Annotated in this window: 11 protein-coding genes; 9 read left to right on the top strand and 2 right to left on the bottom strand. The window is 35.9% G+C overall.

Translation table 11 applies throughout. The annotated features are described in order from the left end of the window. Positions 1 to 21: 21 nt before the first annotated feature. Positions 22 to 3570 carry a PAS-domain containing protein gene (locus KO509_RS17765; RefSeq protein WP_215974598.1) on the bottom strand — a complete coding sequence of 1183 codons (3549 nt, stop codon included), beginning with the start codon at positions 3568 to 3570 and terminating at the stop codon, positions 22 to 24. Positions 3571 to 3831: 261 nt separating this feature from the next. On the opposite strand from KO509_RS17765, the gene KO509_RS17760 reads away from it, so the two are divergent. The 9 genes from KO509_RS17760 (at position 3832) to KO509_RS17720 (ending at position 14298) form a co-directional block, all read left to right on the top strand. Further along, complete coding sequence (locus KO509_RS17760) at positions 3832 to 4914, top strand: DcaP family trimeric outer membrane transporter (protein WP_215974597.1); 1083 nt, start codon at positions 3832 to 3834, stop codon at positions 4912 to 4914. 120 nt (positions 4915 to 5034) lie between these two features. Next, a complete protein-coding gene (locus tag KO509_RS17755) occupies positions 5035 to 5853 on the top strand; it encodes an ABC transporter ATP-binding protein (protein WP_215974596.1) in 819 nt (272 codons plus the stop codon). Next, positions 5853 to 7832, top strand: a complete 1980-nt coding sequence (locus KO509_RS17750) for a long-chain fatty acid--CoA ligase (RefSeq protein ID WP_215974595.1) — start codon at positions 5853 to 5855, stop codon at positions 7830 to 7832. Before KO509_RS17755 ends, KO509_RS17750 begins: the two co-directional genes overlap by 1 nt. Beyond that, positions 7829 to 8722, top strand: a complete 894-nt coding sequence (locus KO509_RS17745) for a branched-chain amino acid ABC transporter permease (RefSeq protein WP_215974594.1) — start codon at positions 7829 to 7831, stop codon at positions 8720 to 8722. The genes KO509_RS17750 and KO509_RS17745 overlap by 4 nt, the downstream gene beginning before the upstream one ends. 42 nt (positions 8723 to 8764) lie before the next feature. Continuing rightward, positions 8765 to 9838 (top strand): branched-chain amino acid ABC transporter permease, encoded by a 1074-nt coding sequence (locus KO509_RS17740; RefSeq protein ID WP_215974593.1) that lies wholly within the window; start codon positions 8765 to 8767, stop codon positions 9836 to 9838. 138 nt (positions 9839 to 9976) lie between these two features. Further along, the gene (locus KO509_RS17735) at positions 9977 to 11236 is read left to right on the top strand and encodes an ABC transporter substrate-binding protein (protein WP_215974592.1); all 1260 of its coding nucleotides are present in this window, start codon (positions 9977 to 9979) and stop codon (positions 11234 to 11236) included. Positions 11237 to 11448: 212 nt separating this feature from the next. Next, positions 11449 to 12270 carry an ABC transporter ATP-binding protein gene (locus tag KO509_RS17730; RefSeq protein WP_215974591.1) on the top strand — a complete coding sequence of 274 codons (822 nt, stop codon included), beginning with the start codon at positions 11449 to 11451 and terminating at the stop codon, positions 12268 to 12270. 136 nt (positions 12271 to 12406) lie between these two features. Continuing rightward, positions 12407 to 13657, top strand: a complete 1251-nt coding sequence (locus KO509_RS17725) for an AMP-binding protein (protein WP_215974590.1) — start codon at positions 12407 to 12409, stop codon at positions 13655 to 13657. Positions 13658 to 13800: 143 nt separating this feature from the next. Further along, positions 13801 to 14298, top strand: a complete 498-nt coding sequence (locus tag KO509_RS17720; RefSeq protein WP_215974589.1) for a PaaI family thioesterase — start codon at positions 13801 to 13803, stop codon at positions 14296 to 14298. Positions 14299 to 14636: 338 nt separating this feature from the next. Here the strand turns inward: KO509_RS17720 and KO509_RS17715 are convergent, their stop codons facing one another. Then, a complete protein-coding gene (locus KO509_RS17715; protein ID WP_215974588.1) occupies positions 14637 to 19331 on the bottom strand; it encodes an EAL domain-containing protein in 4695 nt (1564 codons plus the stop codon). Positions 19332 to 19427 lie beyond the last annotated feature (96 nt).

Genomic DNA, 19427 nt, shown 5'->3' with positions numbered 1-19427 from the left:
GTGCTAAATTGATTGTTAGCACTACTTATTTGCATAGTTCTTAGCGAGCTCTTTTGTTAGTAATGCGCTCATAAGCGCTCGTAAAGCTAGCGGTTTAATAATTTTTTGTAAGTAACTAATATTATTTTGTTTGGCAAGTGCCATCAGGTTTTCATCTGTGGTTGCTGTTATTAGTACTGCTGGTAAAGAATATTGACTTGTTGACCTTAGCTGCTTAATTAATTCAATTCCGTTAATTTGATGGTCGTTGTTTTCTTTGTTGCGCTCATCATTTCTTAGCTTATGCATCGTTAGGTTTAAATCTTCATTTTTAGCTTCGGTTAGCTGATAATCAACCAAAAAAATGTCTATTTCATCTTCGTGTTTTCTATAAATTTCTTTGGCTTGTTGAGCGTTAATTGCGGTAAATACTTGGCATTGCCATGCCCTTAACAATGTTGACATTCCCTCAAGTATTGCTTGTTCATTATCAACACATAAGACGCCGACACCTTGTAAATTCATACTAGCAGTAGGTTGTACTTGTTGATCTTTCAACATAGATTGAATAATTGGAACATTAATACTAAATAAGCAACCGTGTCCGGCTTGAGATCTGAGATTGATTTTATGATCCAAAATATTGGCTAAACTTTGTGCTATGTTTAAACCCAGCCCTAGCCCTTTAGGTCCCATATAATGACTGCTTTTTAATTGGGTAAACTGTTCAAATACTTGTTTTTGTTTTTCTATTGGGATACCGGGACCATTATCAAATACTTGAATAGAAAGCTCATTTCCTTGTCGACGACAGCCTAATAACACTTTATTTTTTTTGTTGCTTTTATTTGTGTGTGCATAACGAAAAGCGTTACTTAAGAAGTTTTGGATAATCCTTGAAAGTAAGGTTATGTCACTAGCAACAAACAGTTTGCTTGTTTTACAGTGAAACTCTATTTGGTACTCATCTGTTAGCGCATTAAATTCACTGGTTAGCATAATGAACAGTTTCTCTACAGAAATTGACTCAATGCTGGGATCAATATTACCGCTTTCAATACGAGAGATTTCATTGAGATCAAGCAATAAGCTATTCGCTATTTCTAAAGAGTTATCTATTTTATTTATTTGTTCGCGAACGTCATGACTGACTTTAGGGTTTAAAGATACTGAAGATGAAAATAGTCTAGCAGCCGATAAGGGTTGTAGTAAATCGTGGCTACATGCTTTTAAATATTGACTTTTTTTAATATGCGCCTGTACGGCTTTAGCTTTTGCTTGTGCTAATTCGAAGTTAGCTTGTGCAAGTTCTTTATTTGCTTGCTCTAATTCTGCAGTACGAAATTGTACTCTTGATTCAAGGTCTGTGTTTTCATCTTTGAGGACTTTTTCTGTTTGACGATATTTAGTGATATCAGAAAATATCATGACAAAACCACCACCTGGGATAGGGTTTCCTTCAATATGAATGTTTTTGCCATTTTTGAGTTTATACTCGGAGTTGTGACGACTACCCGCTTTAATAAATTCGATACGTTTTTCAACTTGTTGATTAATATCTTTAATAAAATAGTCTTGTTGACTTAGGTTGAAATAAATTAACTGACCGATAGGGCAGCCGATATAAATAATGTCACTGGGGTAATTGAAAATATCTACGTATTGTTTATTCCATGCGACTAATTTAAGTTCGCTATCAATAACGGATATTCCTTCACTAACATTTTCAATAGCGCTTTGTAGCACTGTTCGGCTAAATTCTAGTTGCTGGGTAGAGTTGTCTTCAACTAACTTAGCGACTTGATCGAAGGGCATGGTTTGGCCACTGATCGCAAAAGAAGTCACAAGTTTTGCTGATGCTGAGCCTAATACTCGAGCTAGCGTTGTTTCGGCGTGTAGTAATATAGTTTCATTAAATTGTTTACTGTGTTTGTTACGGTAAGGACGATGAAATTGCTTAAAGCATTGTTTTGCTTTTTCTTGACCAATAAAACGGGCAACTAAAAACTCGAGTTCAACAATGTCAACTTTGGGCTGAGTAGGCAAATTCCACTGCGTGTGTAGTCTATTTTTATAGAAAAATTTACTTTGCATTTGCTCTCGAATACTCTGTCTTGTTAATAAAGAAATCAGCCAAAGTGAAATAATGTTGATAAGCAACCCAAGTAAGGTGACTACAGTCGTTTTAGGTAAGTCACTATTTACAAAAGGGTGTTGGTATAAACCTAATTGTGGTAGTAAATTAAAGAGCACCCAAATAGTAAAGCCGCTGCTTATTCCTGTTAGTACACCTGCAAGTGTTGCTTTACGCCAATAAAATGCGACAAATAAAGCAGGCCCCACTTGAGCTATTGCGCCAAAAGCAACTTCACCTAGTGATGATAGAGTATCTGGTGGCGACAGTAATAAAAGGCCATAACTTAAGAAAATAACAAAGAGGACGAGTGCTTTACGAATAAATAAAAGTTGCGATTGAAAATGATTAAAATTGTGATGTTGTTTATGCGAAAACTTAAACATTAACGGGAACACAATTTCATTACTGAGCATAGTACTTAACGCGATTGTAGATACAATTACCATTGAGCTTGCGGCAGAAATAGCGCCCAAAAAGGAGAATAAAGACAGCCATACTTCGCCATGAAAAGCAGGTAAAAAAAGCACATAAGCATCCGCTGGCAATGAATCTCCATAATTCAAATGGCCGGCCAACCCTAATGGGCCAGCGAAAAAAGCAAAAATAAGCACGTAAATAGGCAAAAGCCATCTCGCCATGGCACTTGTTTTCTGCTCTTTTATTTCAACAAACATAACTTGAAATTGTCTTGGTAAACACAAAAAAGCAGACATAACAATAATTAGCATGCCGAACATACCAACAAAGTTAGAAAAATCAAATTGTTGCTTAATACTTAATTGATCTTTTGATAGCGCCCAAATATCCATTGGCGAGTCATAAATAATAAAACACACAAACAAGCCTACCAAAAGAAAAGCGATTAATTTTACGAGTGATTCAAAAGCAATGGCAATCATTACGCCAGGGTGACGCTCTGTTATATCAATTGTACGAATACCAAAAATAATAGTAAATACGGCCAAAATAATGCTAACAATTAACCCTATTTTCCAAATAGGTAAATGCTGGGTTTCTTGTAAAATTTGATAGGAATAAATAATCGCTTTTAGTTGCAAGGCTATATACGGCATAGTTCCGATTAAAACGACTATGGTAATAATAACGGCCAAACTTTGAGATTTACCAAAACGTGCGGAAAGTAAGTCAGCTATAGAGGTTATTTTAAGTTGTAAGCTTGTTTTTATCATCCGCTGAATAAAAGGCCAAGCAAATACAAATAATAAGATAGGAGCTAAATATACTGAAATGTAGGTATAGGAATTATTAGCTGCTTGTGCACTTGTACCTAAAAAACCCCATGAAGTGCAATAAACCCCTAAAGATAAGGCATAAATAATGGCTTGTTGTTTAGTTTTTAGTTTATTTCTGTATTTACCACCTAAGTGGGCAATCAGAAATAATAAACTTATATAGCCAATGCTAACGCTAACCAATAACCAATTTGCAAACATACTTATTCCAGAAAACTAAACCTTCTTACTAAATTTACCATAGTTCACTGACAATATATTTCTATATTTCTATAACTTAAGTACTAGTACTTTGGTTATTTAAACACCTAATACTAAAGGACTAAGCGCTAGGTGCTAAGTCTTATTGCCGATTGTTACATTTGTTTACTGTTCTATTATGTTTTTGAACAAAGAGAATAACAAAACAATAAATACAAAAAGTAAAACTATAAATAAAAAATATAAAAAGGGGAAATAGTAATGTTTAGCAATAAGTCTACAAAAAATAAATCTAAAAAATTATTACTTGCTGGAAGTTTACTTTTAGCTACGGGTGTCGCTAATGCAGCTTACGATATTAAGTTGACGGATGAAGATAGCCTATCTTTTGGTGGCTACATTAAAGTGGATGCTCGCTATGTTGATGGCGATGTTGCATACCGACCATATTGGGCCGGATCAGGTACTAAGCTAGATGAAAGCGCTTCTCAGTTTAATCTTTTTGCCAATGAAACACGCTTCAATATGAAATATACCCATGATGATGTTATGGGGTTTATTGAAATGGACTTTTGGGGAGGCGGGGGTAATGAGATTGTTTCTAATTCTGCTAACCCTCGTATTCGTCATGCGTTTATTAAGTATAAAGATGTATTAGTTGGGCAAACATGGTCAACTTTTATGAATACTAGTGCTATTCCTGAGTCAGCCGATTTTGCTGGCGCTACCTTAGGTTTAGTTTTCATTCGACAAGGTCAAGTTCGCTATACCATGGGAGATTTTCAAGTATCAATTGAAAATCCTGAAAGCTGGGGTGGCGATACCGCTAATGACAGTATTCCCGATGTTGTTGCGCGTTATAACCTAAAAGGTGACTGGGGAAATATTTCTTTTTCTGCATTAGGTCGTCAGCTAAATACTAATTTAGGTAATACCGAAACAGCGATAGGTGCTTCAATTGCTGGCCGCATTAAAACAATCGGTAAAGATGATCTTAGGTTCCAACTTCATCAAGGCGAAGTAGGTCGTTATGTTGGTGCAGGTTTTACTCCCGATATTTTCACTAAAACAGATGTGAATGGCAATGTCATTGAAGAAGTGGAAGATGTTACTTCTTATCTTGTTGCTTATCGTCATTATTGGACTGACACTTTAAGAAGTACTGTACTTTATGGTGCTGCTGATGCGGACTCTTCAGGTGCAGATCGTCGTCAATGGGGTGTGAATTTATTTCAAAATTTAACCAAGCAACTAGCCGTTGGTGTTGAAGTAGGTAACTTCACCATGAAAGAGCAAGACGCTGATTCTAATTACGCACAACTTTCACTGCAATACGTACTTTAGTTTTCAAGTAAAGCGTTGTTGACGTAACAGTTCCCATTTTGTTGTTACGTTTTGGTGGGGGGATATTCCCCCACTTTTTTTAAACGCATCTATTATTTTTATTTATTTAGGAGAGGGAGTATGGCTGAGTCAATACTCAAAGTAGAGCAAGTTTCATTAGCATTTGGTGGTGTGAAAGCGCTAACTGATGTTAGCTTTGAAGTTCCCCGAGGCTCTGTATTTTCGATAATCGGCCCAAACGGTGCTGGTAAAACGTCCATGCTTAATTGTATATCTGGCCGTTATCGCCCTAATTCAGGCAATATCATTTTTAATGATCAAAATGTCACTAAGTTGTTGCCAAATGATAGGGCCGACCTTGGTATGGGGCGTACTTTTCAAAACCTAGCTTTATTTGGTCACATGTCGGTATTAGACAATATTATGGTTGGTCGTCACCACCTATTAAAAAATAATTGGCTTACAGGCCCACTATATTGGGCTTCAAATGCACAAAAAGAAGAGTTAGCACATAGACGATACGTCGAAGAAGTTATTGATTTTTTAGAAATTTCTCATATCAGAAAATCGGTTGCCGGCACGCTATCTTATGGTTTACGTAAACGCGTCGAGTTAGCAAGAGCAATAGCTTTAAAGCCAGAATTAATTTTACTTGATGAGCCCATGGCGGGAATGAACCTGGAAGAAAAAGAAGACATGGCTCGTTATATCCTCGATTTAAACGAAGAGTTTGGTATTACCGTTGTGATGATTGAACATGACATGGGAGTGGTTATGGATATTTCCCATCAGGTGATGGTGCTCGATTTTGGTAAAAAACTAATTTCTGGTTTACCTGATGAAGTGATGGCTGACCCACATGTGAAACGTGCTTATCTTGGTATAGAAGATGACGATATTGAGAAAGCAACAGTCTATGCAGAAAAGGAGGCTAGCTAATGTCAAGTTTAACAGAAGTAGCAGCGAATAAAGATTTTGATATGGGTGAATTAGATACCTTTCCTAAAATACTTCGTCACAATGCCTTGAAACACCCAAATGATATTTCAATGCGTGAAAAAGAGTTTGGTATATGGAATGAATTCACTTGGTTAGATTATCAAAACCGCGTTAAGTGGCTTGCTCTATCATTAAGAGAATTAGGTATTCAACCTAAAGATGCAATTGCTTTATTAGGTGATAACCGTCCAGAGTGGGTTTGGGGTGAAATATGTGCCCATGCAATGGGCTGTTATTCTATTGGGATTTTCCAAGATTCATTACATGAAGAAGTGGTTTATTTACTTAATAAAAGTAATGCGACTGTTGTGATTGCGGAAGATGAAGAGCAGTGTGACAAATTACTTGAGTTAGGCGAAGACATTCAAGATGTAAAAATTATTGTTTATTGCGACCCTCGTGGTATGCGTAAATATGATGATAAACGATTAGTGAATATTGAAGACCTTTATAAGCAAGGACAAGCAATAGATAAAGCCTCTCCTGAGTTATATGACCTATATGTTGACTCTACACGTGCAGAAGAAACCGCTATTTATTGTACTACTTCAGGTACAACGTCTAAGCCTAAAATAGCTTTTTTAGGTGGCGGAAATTTTGTAAAACACTGTAGTTCATACTTGCGAGCAGATCCTCGCCAAGCTGGTGATAACTACGTTTCAGTTCTTCCTTTACCTTGGATTATGGAGCAAGTCTATGCTGTTGGCCAAGCATTAATAGCAAGACAAATTGTTAATTTTGTTGAAGAGCAAGAAACCTTAATGGCTGATTTACGAGAAATAGGGCCAAGCTTTGTATTACTTGCGCCACGTGTTTGGGAAGGCATTTTAGCTGACGTAAAAGCTCGTATGATGGATTCAACACCATTAAAACAAAAGTTATTTGATTATGCCTTTGCCTTAGCTGAAAAAGCACAGAACCAAGGAAAACGCTCTTGGCTCGCCGATTTATTATTAATGAATGCGTTAAAAGATCGATTAGGTTTTACTTTTTTGAAATCTGCCGCAACAGGTGGTGCCGCGATGGGACCTGATACTTTTAGGTTCTTCCAAACTATTGGTGTGCCTTTACGTCAACTTTATGGTCAAACTGAACTATGTGGTGCTTATACCGTGCATGAAGCAAATGATGTTGATTATGACAGTGTTGGTATCGCTTTTGATAGTGCCGAAGTAAAAGTGATTAACACCGATAAAGCAGGCGTAGGTGAAGTTATCGCCAAAACCGTTGGTATGTTTACCGGCTATTTAGATAACCAAGAAGCATATGACGAAGATGTTATTGATGGTTGGATGCATACAGGAGACGCCGGTTACTTTAAACCATCAGGTCACTTGGTGATTATCGATCGTATTAAGGATCTGGCGAAAACAAGTAACGGTGTGCAGTACTCTCCACAATACATTGAAAATAAATTGAAATTTTCATCTTTCATTGGTGAGGCCGTTATTCTCGGTAAAGATAAGCCGTATTTGAGCGCACTTATCTGTATCCGTTTTTCAATCGTATCAAAATGGGCTGAGCAGCACGGCTACAGTTTTACTAATTATACTAGCTTGTCAGCCTTACCTGAAGTGTATGAGAAATTAAGCGAAGAAATAGAAAAAGTTAACGATACGTTACCCGATGCTCAAAAAATTAATAAATTTATCTTACTTTATAAAGAATTAGACGCTGATGATGGTGAATTAACTCGTACCCGTAAAGTGCGCCGTAGTGTTATTGCAGACAAGTATGGAGACATTATTACGTCTATTTATGATAACAAAGAAAAAGTTGATATAGATACTGTGATTACCTTCCAAGATGGTGGGAGCTCACGCATTAAAACTCAGCTTAAGGTATCTACGTTAATCGAAAATGATGGTAGTGCAACTACAGCAAATAATGTTAGCCAAATAGAGAGGAAAGCATCATGAATTTTGAACTCTTAATTCAATTAGTAGTAAACGGACTGATAGTTGGTTTGTTATATGGCGTCATTGGGATGTGTTTCGTTTTGGTTTACAAATCAACCCAAATTGTAAACTTTGCCCAAGGTGAATTTCTGTTGATTGGTGCCTGGGTTTGTTGGGCATCACTTATTTACTTAGAGCTACCATTTTTTGCTGGTTTCTTACTATCGCTTTGCTTTATGGCTGCTTTTGGGGTGTTACTACAAATGATAGTGCTAAGACCTATGATAGGCGAGCCTATTATCTCTGTGATTATGGTAACGATTGGCTTATCAATATTTTTCCAAGCACTAATGAAGTGGATATTTGGTGTGTCACCACAAAGTTACCCTCAAGTATTTGATACTCAAACAATTAATATTATGGGATTAAATATTGAGATGGCGTACTTAATGAGTACCATTATTGCCTTAGTTATCATGATAGCTTTCTACTTATTCTTTAAACATTCTAAACACGGTCTAGCAATGCGCGCTACTGCTTTTGACCAACAAGTATCACAAAGCTTAGGTATATCTGTTAAACACGTTTTTGCGATGAGTTGGGGAATTGCCGCAACTGTTTCAGCAACGGCAGGTATTGTGATTGGCATGGTAAATGGGGTTTCAGATTCACTTTCTATTATGGGAATTAAAGTTTTTCCAGCGGTTATTTTAGGCGGATTAGATTCCATTATCGGTGCCATTGTCGGTGGTTTAATTATCGGTGTGTTAGAGAATGTTGCCGAGTTTTTTGATAGCCAATATTTAAACATTGGCAATATGTATGACATAGCACCATTTTATGTCTTGTTAATCATTCTTTGGTTCAAGCCTTATGGGTTGTTCGGTACTAAAGACATTGAGCGTATATAACGCGACTTAATTAACAAAAAGAATAATTATTAGGAGTAACTTATGTCGAGCTTAACTATGCGTCCGTGCGGAGATTTCCGTACCAGCTATAAACAAGACAATACAATTTTTGAAACGAAAACCATCCGTTGGGTGACTATATTTACCATCATAGCGTTGTGCTTTGCACCGGTATTACTTGACGGATACTTTATTACCTTATTGATTCAAATATCCTATTTAGGCATTGCAGCACTGGGGTTAAATATTTTAGTGGGATACACCGGACAAATATCGTTAGGTCATGGGGCTTTCTTTGGCTTTGGCGCATTTGCCTCAGCTTGGTTGAATACAAGTTTTAATATACCTGTGTTTTTGTGTATTCCTTTAGCTGGTTTTTTAACCATGGCGGTTGGCATGATGTTTGGTGCACCGGCGGCAAGAATTAAAGGCTTATACCTAGCAATAGCAACATTAGCATCGCAATTTATTATTGAGGATTTCTTTGCTCGTGCTGAGTGGTTCTCGGGTGGTGCATCAGGCTCTATGGCAGAGCCAGTAAAATTATTTGGTTTTGTTTTTGATACCGACCAAAGTTTTTATTATATCGCGCTGTTTGCCTTAGTTTTTATGTTTATTTGGGGATGTAATTTAATGCGCAGCCGTGATGGGCGAGCTTTTATAGCGGTACGAGACCATTATTTATCAGCTGAAATTATGGGCGTTAAATTAAATAAATACCGTTTATTATCCTTTGGTATTTCTTCATTCTATGCCGGTATTGGCGGTGCATTATACGCGCATTACTTAGGTTATGTATCTGCAGAAGGTTTTACCATTATGATGTCTATTCAATTCTTAGGCATGATTATTATTGGTGGCTTAGGGTCTATTAAAGGCACATTAATGGGCGTTATCTTTATGGTGTTTTTACCTGAAGTATTATCAAGCGGTGTTGGTTTTATGAAAATGACTGATTGGGGCAATATTCCAATGGTTATCGATGGTTTAGCTTACATTAAAGAAATGGCAATTGGTTTGGTTATTATCGGATTTTTAATTTTTGAGCCAGAAGGTCTATCACATCGCTGGACGCAAATTAAAAACTATTGGAAATTCTATCCATTTGCTTACTAAGTGCTTTGTTTAAGTTATTAGTAAGTCATGGAGAATAAGATGAAGTTAAGTTTATGGGGAGAATTTTAGCTTAACTTCTGAATAAAATGTAAAAAAGTTTAACAATCTAATATATAACAATAAGTTAAGGAACATCACATGAGAAAAACTATAAATAAAAAATTATTACTAAGTTCAATTGCGACTACTGTTTTGTTAAGTGCTATTAGCCAAGCACAGGCACAAGATTCTGTTTTTGTTGGTCATTTGGCAGATATGTCGGGTCCAACAGCATTTGTTGGTAAAAATTATGCTGATGGTGTACGAGACTCTCTCGCCTATATAAATGCTAATGGTGGCATTAGTGGGACTAGACTTGAATCTGAAACAATTGATTATGCTTATAAAGTACCACAAGCGATTGCCAATTATAAAAAATGGAAAACGCGTAAAAATATGGTGGCGATGCAAGGTTGGGGAACGGCAGATACTGAAGCATTAATATCTTTTGTTGCTCGTGATAAAACGCCTGTTTTTTCTGCGTCTTATTCCGGACATTTGACTGATCCAACCGCTAAAAATCCACATACGAAAAAGCCAGCACCATATAATTTTTTTTATGGAGCATCTTACTCTGATGCTTGTCGTGGTTTAGTTCAGTGGGCCGCTGATGATTGGAAAAAGCAAGGTAAAGACGGCAAACCCAAATTTACCCATATAGGCGCCAACCATCCATTTCCAAATGCTCCAAAAGCTGCTTGTGCAGAGTATGCTGAAGAACTCGGTTTTAATGTGCTACCACCCGTTGTTATTTCTATGAAACCTGGCGATTTTAAAGCCCAATGTTTAAGTATTAAAAGCTCAGGCTCAAATTATGGTTATATCGGTAACTTAGGTGGTTCAGTTCAATCGTTAGTTAAATCGTGTAGTACTGTTGGTGTTGATATTCAATTTATGTCAAATATTTGGGGCGGTGATAAAGAAGTCTTTGCAGCTGCAGGCGAAGGAATTCAAGACTATATATTCCCAACGATGACCCCTTTTTGGGGAGATGATGTACCTGGCATGAAGCTGCTACGTGAAATTTCTAAAATGTCAGATGAATCAGGTAAAGAAGAACGTGTTCATCACTATATTCGTGGTGTTTGTTCAACTTACTTTATGAAAGAAGCAATGGAGTGGGCTAAAGACAATGGTGGTATTACTGGTGAAAATATCAAAAAAGGGATGTATGTTCATAAAGATTGGGTGCCAAAGGGGTTAGAAGGTGTTTGTTTAGCTGCTAATTGGACGAGTGAAGATCACCGTGGTGTTAACCAAGTTAACATTTACAAAGGCAACTATAACGATGGTGATATAAAAATTGAAAAAGTATCACAAGTTACCTTAGACCGTCGCGATGATTGGTTAGGTTATTAATTTTAACTTATTAATTTCAAGTAAGCGATTGCAGCACCAATGATGTCATTGGTGCTAGTCATAACCACTCATTGCGTTATTTAGCGCTGTGGTTGTGGCGATAACTTGATGATTTTTAGCGTAATAAAATTAGTTAGCGAGTTTGTGATTATATCTAATGGGTATTGATTTCAAATTAGACAAATATAAAGATTTTAACGGAGCCTATAAATATGTCTCAGGCAGCAGCAAAAATTCAAACAGCCACACCTATGTTATCAGTTAACAATATAGAAGTTGTTTATGACGAGGTTATCCAAGTACTTCGAGGAGTATCTTTAGATGTACCAGAAGGTGATGTTGTTACTTTACTTGGACCTAACGGGGCAGGAAAATCGACAACATTAAAAGCGATTTCTGGACTTTTAAAGACAGAATATGGTGAGGTCACTAAGGGTGATATCACTTTTATGGGCGAACGTATCGACAAAAAGAACGCAGAGGATGTTGTGCGTAGTGGACTTTTTCAGGTAATGGAAGGGCGTCGTATTATTGAAGATATGACATCAATTGAAAATTTGAAATTAGGTGCTTATACCCGAAACGACTCTCAAATCAATCAAGATATAGAGATGGTTTTTCATTATTTTCCAAGGTTAAAGGAGCGTACCGGCTTAGCAGGGTATTTGTCGGGTGGCGAACAGCAAATGTTGGCGATTGGTAGAGCATTAATGGCACGTCCTAAAATGATCTGTTTAGATGAGCCATCGATGGGCTTATCACCATTGTTAGTAAAAGAAGTTTTTGGAATTATTAAGAAAATAAATGTAGATCAAGGTATTACCATGTTATTGGTCGAACAAAATGCTAACTATGCAATAAAGGCTGCTGATTATGGTTATATTATGGAATCAGGGAAAATAGTGCTTGATGGTACGCAAGAACAATTAATGAGTAATGAGGATGTGAAAGAATTCTATTTAGGTGGCGGTAATGAAGAACGCAAAAGTTTTAAGAATTTAAAATCTTATAAACGACGTAAACGTTGGTTATAAGATTGTACTTAATGATTTATTGCCATGTTGAGCTTCGTATTATTTTGTAAACATTAAATGGCTTGACGGTGAACTTAAAAGTACATTGCAAATTTAAATAATAATAAACGTTATCATAAGAGATTATCGAGTGACCATGAATAAATACTTTTACGAGAGTGAGTGCGAGAGCTCACCATTGCGAGAGCAAGCATTATTAAGACGTTTGGCAGATTTTATCAATTATGCTAAACAGGAGTGTGAACATTACAAGGAAACGCTAGCTCATATTGATGGAGAGAAAATCACTAGCCGTGAATTATTAGCTCAGCTTCCTATTACCCGAAAGTCAGATTTAATACGTTTGCAGGCTAAGCAATCTCCTTTAGGTGGATTAAACGCTGCAAAAGCTAATTTAGGTCGAATCTTTCAATCACCAGGTCCTATTTATGATCCTGAAAACACGAAAGATGATTGGTGGCGTATGGGCCAAGCTTTTTACGCCGCGGGATTTAGGCAAGGTGAACTTGTTCAGAATTGTTTGTCTTATCATTTAACGCCGGGCGGTTTTATACTTGACTCAGGCGCTAGAGCTTGTGGTTGTATCGTGATTCCTGCAGGTCCAGGACAAACAGATCAACAACTCGATATTATTGAACACTTAAAACCACAAGGCTATGCCGGTACACCATCATTTTTAAAAATTTTATTAGATAAAGCCAAAGCTGAAAACCGAGACGTATCTAGTATAACTAAGGCGTTGGTTACTGGTGAAGCTTTACCTAAACCCTTAAGAGCCGAGTTAGCTGCTGCAGGAATTGATACTTTGCAAGCCTATGCGACTGCTGATGTTGGTCTTATTGGCTTTGAATCACAAAGTGATGAAGGGTTAATCATCGCAGAGGATTTGCTGGTTGAAATAGTGCGACCAGGAAGTTTAGAGCCTGTGGCTGAAGGCGAAGTGGGTGAGGTTGTTGTTACTAGTTTTAATGTAGATTATCCACTTATTCGCTTTGCTACTGGAGATTTATCTGCTGTGAAGTTAGGTGTAAGTGACTGTGGTCGGACGAATATGCGTATTAAAGGCTGGCTAGGACGTGCTGATCAAACAACTAAAGTGAAAGGTATGTTTGTTCATGCAAGTCAAATTGAGCAGGTGAGACAAGCTTATCCTTACATTGCTAAAATGCGCCTAGTAGTCTCGCAAGCTAATTATAATGATAAAATGCATCTACAGTGTGAAGTAACAGACAATAAGTATTTAAAAGAAGATGTTACCAATATGCTTGATAGAATTAGTAGCACATTAAAAAAGGTTACTAAATTAACCGGTACGATAGAGTTTGTTGCACTTGGGTCGCTTGCTGATGATGGCAAAGTGATTGATGATTTGCGAACTATTGATTGAGTTTAGGGAAGTTAATTGTATAAAAATAGGCATTAAGCAAAATTAAGTTATAAGTAAGCTCTAAGAAAGCTCAGTTAAAGTTAAGTTTAATATTTTTAATAAACAAAGTTGAGCGCTATTTTATCTACTATTAAGGAATAAATATGGAAATCAAAGCTTTTCAGGATTGTTACCCAGAAGAACTAAGTCATTGTTATGGTTGTGGTAAAAATAATAATTATGGTCACCAACTAAAAAGTTTTTGGCAAAATATTGATAAAGATAATGTATTAGCAAGTACGACTGTAGCTCATTATATGCCGGCAGATATATACACTGCGATTCCTGGCTTTGTCTATGGCGGCATGCTTGCCTCATTGATCGATTGTCATGGCACTGGCAGTGCCTCAGCAATGGCTTATCTTGCTCAAAATCGTGACATGGGAAGTACCCCAGCATTGCGTTTTGTAACAGGTGCGCTCAACATTAATTATTTAGCACCAACACCTCAAGGGGTTGAGTTAACGTTAATTGGACGTTTTAGTGAAGTAAAAGAAAGAAAAGTTATTGTGGATATATCTTTGTCTGCTAATGACATTGTTTGTGTTAAAGGGCAAGTGATTGCAGTATTAATGCCTGAAGGTATGACACCTAAACGTTAGTGTGTATTTATATACAGATGTGATAATTCAACCTAGCTTAAGTTAATTAGTCTAAATTGCTATGGTAGTAGTTGTAGGACTAATTAACTTTTCAGACTGATTTTTGACCCATTTCTTGAACTGCCTTTTTAGCTAAGCGCTTACCCACTAAACTCTTTCGATTCTATATTTATATCCTACTCACAATTACCTTCGTAAGTTTCAAACCACTAAAGTATTTTATACAGCGACTTATTTCCGCCATAAACAACCCTTTATTTTTTCTAATAACATCGTTACTGTCAACTGAACTATTAGTGATATCGTTTTACCCCCCCCCCCTAAGTATTACATGTTTTTTATTGGCTAAAGGAAGTCGATTTACTTGTTATTTGATGAGCAATTAAATATTTTTGGAAGTGATCGGTGGCTAATGGTTTACTGTATAAATAGCCTTGTAATTGTTCGCAGTGTAGGCCTGATAGAAATTTTAGTTGTTGATTGGTTTCAACACCTTCAGCCACAACATCCATACCCAAGTTATGAGCGATAGTGATAATGGTCGCAACCATATTTCTACCTTGCTCAGACTCTTCAATATCATCGACAAAAGCTTTATCTATTTTTAAGGTGTTAAGTGGGAATTTTTTTAAATATGCTAAAGATGAGTAACCGGTACCAAAATCATCTAGCGATAAATGAATGCCCATAGCTCTTATTTGTAGCATGGTCTTAATGGCGCTTTGCGGAGAGTCCATTACTGTGCCTTCGGTTATTTCTAACTCTAAATGCTGAGGCGGTAGCTCGCTTTCTTTTAAAATAGTTGCTATTTGTGCAACTAAGTTCGATTGGGTGAATTGTACAGCAGATAAGTTAACAGCAACTCGACCAGTAAATAAGCCAGCATCAACCCATTTTTTTGTCGCGAAACAGGCTTTTCTTAGTACTATTTCGCCAATATCAATAATTTGTCCCGTTTCTTCTGAAACTGGAATAAATACAACCGGGCTAATAATACCTTTACTGGGGGTTTCAAAGCGAACTAAAGCCTCCATTCCAGAAATTTTGCCACTCGCAATTTCAATTTTAGGTTGATAGTAAACAGAAAATGAATCGTCTTTTAAGCCATGTCGAATTAAACTTTCAATTTGTAATCGTTTCACTGCTTGTTTGTTCATGGAGGCACTAAAAAATTGATATTTATTACCGCCACTGCCTTTTGCATGATACATTGCTGTATCGGCATTTTTAAGTAGCTCGTGCCCAGTATTACCATCTTCAGGAAATAAGACAACACCAATACTACTGTACAAAACTATTTCTTGGTTGTTTATTTTAAAAGGGATGGCAACAGTGCGTAAGATATCTTTGGCTAATGAAGTAATAGTATGTATATCATTAGTACCTTCAAGAATAATACTAAACTCATCGCCCCCTAATCGATAAACGGTATCTTGTTCACGTCCAAGAGTTAACATTCTTTTAGCAACTTGGCATAAAATAGCATCACCTATTTGATGTCCCATAGAGTCGTTAATTTTTTTAAAGTTATCTAAATCAAATACGAATAAGGCATGATTAATATTACTTTTGACTAACCTTGCTTGGTGAGCTTGAAAATATGAGCGATTGGGCAAACCTGTTAAAATATCTGAACTAGCTAGCTTTCTTAATTCAGATTCTATTTGTTTACGTTTGGTTATGTCAGAAAAAACACCCACAAAATGAGATATTTGATCATTTTCATCATTAATAATATCTAAGTTTAAATCAGCAAAAAACTTACTGCCGTCAGCTCGTAAACTTTCAACTTCGCCATGCCAACTGCCTTTGGTGACTAAGTGTTGTTTAAGCTTTTGGGTAAAGCTTTGAGGGTACTGTTTGAATGTGATCGGTTGACCAATCATATCCTCTCTTTCTTGTCCTGTTATTCGCTGAAAAGCTTTATTGATATCAACAATTGTAAATTGACGATCATAAATGACAACAGCATCCGATATATTTTGAATACATTTAGCAAATAATTTTAAACTTTCTTCCGTTTTTTTAAGTTTACTTATATCCTTAAGTGTACCAGTCATACGTGAAGGATTATTTTTTTCATCACGTTCAACTATTTTCCCTCGATCTAAAATCCAAATCCATTGATTGTATTTATCTTTAACTCGGTAGGTTGCTTCAAAATGCTCTGTTTTTTCAGAAACATGATCGGCGAGGGCCTTTTTTACTCTCTCAATGTCATGTTGATGTATGTTAGTAGCTTTACTACCATTGTGATGTTTTTGCGCACTTTTATTTCGAGTTCCATCTTGTGGGAAGTCCAAGACTCCCCAAATATTAGAGCGATAAATTTTATCAGTGATAATATTCCAATCCCACATTTCATCACCACTTCCCCAAAGTGAGAGTTTTAAACGTTCTTCACTTTCTTTTATTTGAGAATTATAGTGTTTCTTGTTTTTATACTGTTGAAATATATAAGTTAAAAATAAAAAAGAAATAAAAGCATAAACGGCTATCATGCTTGCTGATAACCACCATGGAGGTAAAATTCGTACATGTAATCGACTGATTTTCGTTTTTTGAGGGGAATGAACATCAAAGGCTTGTACTTCAAATATATAATTACCCGGGCTTAAGTTAGTGTACGTAGCGCGGTTGTTATATCTTCCTGTATTAAGAGAAGCATCAATCCATTCAGTCTCTAGTTCAACTAATCTATACTTGTAACGGATTTGATTATTAAGTTTTGCGTTAGGAGAGACAAACTCAAAGCTGATAGGGGATTGTTTGTAGGCTAATTCGAGCAAGCTTAAAGCATTTAGCTGTTTTTTTAAGGTAAAAGGAGCATGAGTATTGGTTAATTCAGCCTCATCTACTTTTATTGGTACTTTTTTGTTAGCAACATAAAGGTTGGTAAATATTGGTGCAGTAATGTTTTGTTCTATTTTTAATAATTCATCAGGGTTAAATTGATAAAATCCATTGGGGCTACCAAAAAACATATCGCCATTACTTGATTTAAAGGCCGCAGATTCTTGGAATTCAGGGGTATTAATATCGAAGTCTACATCAAATTTTATTACTTTTTCTGTTGCCAGTGATATTGCGTTTATACTTGTGTTTGTTGCTACCCAAATATTGTCATTGCTATCAACTAATAGTGATGCGATATAGTTATTTTGTAAGCCATTATTTTCATTGAAAGTATATGTTTTTTTTTCATTGAATACAGTTAACCCTTGTGACTCTGTGCCTAATAGAACATTATTATTTTGCATCCAAATGTTATTGATTAAACTATTATTAATGATGTCAGTTAACTTTTTACTGGTTTTTTGATAAGAATATTCATTTGTATCAAAGATAAAAGCTTGATTTTTTGTTGATAACAGAAATAATTTATCGCCATTAACTTGAAAGTTAATGAATTGACTTTTATTTAGGGTTGGATAAACAGTAAATGTTTTTTGCGCTATGTGATATTCAGCTAGAAAGTTTTTGCTGTTAAGGTACCAAAGGCTGTCTTTTATTTTTACGACAAAGTTTTCAACAGGGTGGTTTGACTCATTGAACCAAGCTTTATGTTCCGTTACGCTATTTTTATTAATATCATACTGATAGAGCTTGCCACTTTCTGTTCTGAGAAAAAGCTCATCATCATTAGCTGAGAAAACCTGCCAAATATTTTCATTTAAATTTAGTTTACTTTTAGCTAATACTTTTGTTTTAGATAAGCTAAATAAACCATTTTTTTCAGTAGATAACCATATAGTGCCGTCAGAGCTCTCTGCAAAAGACTCAACACGATAACCTTGACCATTATCTCTGGCTAAACCATGATAAATAAAATCTTTCAATGCTGAATATTGGTTTACACCACCGCCATAACTGGCAAGCCACATATTATTATTGTTATCACGATATATATCCATTAACCAGTTGTCACTGATAGACGTTGATTTTGGGCTGCTTTGATAGCTTTGAATTTGTCTATTTAATAAGTTAATTGTATTTAAACCATTGTGAGTAGCTAACCAAATGTGGCTTTCATCATATTGAGCAATGGCTCTGACATTATTAGACAATAATACTTGCTGATCATTAACATCTTGTTTAGTTGTGGTTAAATGTGAAATTAATTGGTAACGGTCATCAACAATATATAAGCCATTATCTGTGGCTAACCAGTATTGATTGTCAATAGTTTTCATATCAAATAAGGCAGTGGCAGTAATTGATAAGTTATGTTTATTTTGTTTATTAAGGGATCCGATATAATTGAGATTTTTACTGAGTAAATGAATGCCTTTATCATAACTACCAAGCCAATATGTACCTGCATTGTCTTGGAATATCGTTTTTATTTCTTTAAATAATTCGTTGTAATTCCGGATGTAAATGGGGTCGAAAGCTATCTCTTTAACTGGTGTTTTGACCGACAACGTTTGTAATCCTTGAGTTGTTGCAATCCATAATAACGACTCACTTTGGCCACCTTGTGCCGAGCTGCGCTTATTTTGATAGATATCCCAAATAACGTTATCTTTGAGTGATAAATTATTTTGCTCTTCATGAACAAAGTTATTGAAGTTATCGAGCTCATAATTATAACGGCTTAAGCCATTTTCAGTACCAACCCAGAGTGTTTTCTCACTATCAATGAATATTTTTCGAATAATATTATCAGCAATAGAGTGTTTATCTTTAGTGTTATGTCTGTAGACAACAATATTATTACCGTCAAAACGGTTTAAACCATCTTCTGTGGCAAACCAGATAAACCCCTGATGGTCTTGGGTGATATTAAATACATTGGAGTTTGATAAACCGTCTGACGTTGATAATTGGTTAAACTTGAGGAAGTTATTACTTAAAGTGCTTTGAGCAACCGATTGGCTGCTTGGTAATGCGTTAGCTGTATAACTATTTATCGATAGGATTGCGAGTAAAAGGCTGCTGATAAACTTTTTTATAATAACCATTCGCGGTATTTTATCGGCAATTAAATACAAGGTTATAATAGCAATAAATGTAAAAAAATATGGCAGCACAGTACAACCTAGTTTGATTTAAAGTAAAAGAGATATAAAACATTATTGTTTTTTATACAAAAAAAGAAAAATAAGGTTTGTACCATTAAAAATCAT

The sequence above is a fragment of the Colwellia sp. C2M11 genome (assembly GCF_018860915.1).
Taxonomy (GTDB): domain Bacteria; phylum Pseudomonadota; class Gammaproteobacteria; order Enterobacterales; family Alteromonadaceae; genus Colwellia.
The sequence above is the reverse complement of the archived record's forward strand: the minus strand, read 5'-3'. Positions and strand labels throughout refer to the sequence as shown.